Genomic DNA, 2461 nt, shown 5'->3' on the forward strand with positions numbered 1-2461 from the left:
CTGGCAATGTCCTACAGGGTTTGTAAGAGATCTCTCACAAGGTTCAGGGCAATCTGGATTACAGAACTGGCTTAAGCTGAGTGAGAAATTCCGCAAGTGAGCCCGCCAGTACCGTTCGTTTACGGGTTCCCAGCGTTTCTTTGCACACTTCACCGGAGAGATTGCACACCGAAATAACGTCAAGCTCATTGTCCTGGGTGGCAATAAAAAGCGTAGGCGACAGCTTGAGGCGCTTTTGCGTAACCAGGTGACCAATCAGGTTTTCCTGAACGCGCCTGAAGTCGTCTTCGCTCCAGGTTTGCAGCAGCGTTAGTTTTTCATCCGCAAACTGCGCGTGCATGTCCCCGGCAAACTGGGTGGTGTAAAAAGCGTGAACGGCTGGTTGTATCACGATATCAAAGGCGCGTTCAACCGCATTGAGGTTTTTTTCGCCGACAAAAGGCTGAGGTTGCCAGAATACCGCATCGTCTGTGGAAGAAATGATGCACGGAGAAGGTACGCCATACAGCTCATCGCTGAGGGGCCAGCTGTTGTTTTTTTCGTACCATGCGTCGCAATAACGTGTCGTAAAGGCTGTCAACGCCTGCGCTGTCAATTCGTCCACTGATTTCTCTCTTCACAAAAGCCAGGATACACTTGTCTCATAGTGTATCTGGTTTATGACGGTGAAACATGTCCTCTTATGAAAATCATCAGGCGCTTGACGGCCTGACTCTCGGTAAATCAACAGATTACCGTGACAATTACGATGCCAGCCTGCTGCAGGGCGTTCCACGCAGCCTGAACCGCGACCCGCTGGATTTACAGGCCGATAATCTGCCTTTTCACGGTGCCGATATCTGGACGCTATATGAACTGTCTTGGCTGAATGCCAACGGTTTACCGCAGGTAGCGGTCGGTCATGTAGAACTGGATTACACCAGCGTAAATCTGATCGAATCGAAAAGCTTTAAGCTTTACCTGAACAGTTTTAACCAGACGCGTTTTGATTCCTGGGATGCGGTACGCCAGACGCTGGAAAACGATCTGCGCACTTGTGCTCAGGGTGATGTCAGCGTAGCGCTGTACCGTCTTGACGAACTGGAAGGACAACCGATAGCCCACTTTAACGGCACCTGTATCGACAATCAGGATATCGTCATCGATAACTACCAGTTCAGCACAGAGTATCTGGAAAATGCCGTTGGCGGTGAAAAAGCGGTGGAAGAGACGCTGGTCAGCCATCTGCTGAAGTCTAACTGCTTGATCACCCACCAGCCGGACTGGGGCTCCATACAGATTCAGTATCGCGGACGGAAAATCGATCGCGAGAAGCTGCTGCGTTATCTGGTCTCCTTCCGTCACCATAATGAGTTTCACGAGCAGTGCGTGGAACGCATTTTCAATGACATTCTGCGCTTCTGCCAGCCGGAGAAACTGAGCGTTTACGCACGCTACACGCGACGTGGCGGCCTGGACATTAACCCATGGCGCACCAACACCGATTTCACCCCAGCAACGGGGCGCCTGGTACGTCAGTAATCTTTTTTCTCAATTTTGCGTGCCGGATTCCGCGCGCAAGGTTGTGAAAGGTCATAAGCCAGGGCTATTGTAATCAACAGGGAATGACGTGTTGCGTCCCATAAGGAGTTTACTTGATTACACATATTAGCCCGCTTGGCTCAATGGACATGTTGTCGCAGCTGGAAGTCGATATGCTTAAACGCACGGCCAGCAGCGACCTGTATCAACTGTTTCGTAACTGTTCGCTTGCCGTTCTGAACTCCGGCAGTTTGACCGACAACAGCAAAGAGCTGCTGTCACGCTTTGAAAGTTTCGACATTAACGTGCTGCGCCGCGAACGGGGCGTGAAGCTGGAACTGATCAACCCGCCTGAAGATGCGTTTGTTGATGGACGCATTATTCGCGCACTGCAGGCCAACCTGTTTGCTGTGCTGCGCGACATTCTGTTCGTCAATGGCCAGATCCATAACGCCGGTCGCTTTCAGCATCTGGATCTTGAAAGCTCGGTGCATATTACCAACCTGGTATTCTCGATCCTGCGCAATGCCCGGGCGCTACACGTGGGTGAAGCGCCGAACATGGTCGTCTGCTGGGGGGGTCACTCAATCAACGAAAATGAGTACCTGTACGCCCGTCGCGTTGGTACCCAGTTGGGCCTGCGCGAACTGAACATCTGTACCGGCTGTGGTCCGGGGGCGATGGAAGCGCCAATGAAAGGCGCTGCGGTCGGTCACGCCCAGCAACGATACAAAGACAGCCGCTTTATCGGTATGACCGAACCGTCAATCATTGCCGCTGAGCCGCCTAACCCGCTGGTTAACGAACTGATCATCATGCCGGACATTGAAAAACGTCTGGAAGCGTTCGTGCGTATCGCCCACGGTATAATCATCTTCCCAGGCGGCGTAGGGACAGCAGAAGAACTGCTGTATCTGCTGGGGATCCTGATGAACCCGGC

3 protein-coding genes are annotated in these 2461 nt (G+C 52.4%); 2 read left to right on the plus strand and 1 reads right to left on the minus strand.

The window, feature by feature from the left end; all coding sequences use genetic code 11:
* Positions 1 to 58: 58 nt before the first annotated feature.
* The gene (syd, locus tag KQJ19_RS23255) at positions 59 to 604 is read right to left on the minus strand and encodes a SecY-interacting protein (protein ID WP_103847984.1); all 546 of its coding nucleotides are present in this window, start codon (positions 602 to 604) and stop codon (positions 59 to 61) included.
* Between the two features lie 68 nt (positions 605 to 672).
* Between syd and queF the strand changes: the two genes are divergently transcribed.
* Both queF and ppnN read left to right on the plus strand, forming a co-directional pair.
* A complete protein-coding gene (gene queF / locus KQJ19_RS23260) occupies positions 673 to 1521 on the plus strand; it encodes an NADPH-dependent 7-cyano-7-deazaguanine reductase QueF (RefSeq protein WP_103766723.1) in 849 nt (282 codons plus the stop codon).
* A gap of 113 nt (positions 1522 to 1634) precedes the next feature.
* Positions 1635 to 2461 (plus strand): nucleotide 5'-monophosphate nucleosidase PpnN (gene ppnN, locus KQJ19_RS23265; protein ID WP_216404251.1); only part of this gene is annotated, 827 nt, incomplete at its 3' end.

It is taken from the genome of Citrobacter sp. S46_ASV_140, from assembly GCF_018919545.1.
Taxonomy (GTDB): domain Bacteria; phylum Pseudomonadota; class Gammaproteobacteria; order Enterobacterales; family Enterobacteriaceae; genus Citrobacter; species Citrobacter braakii.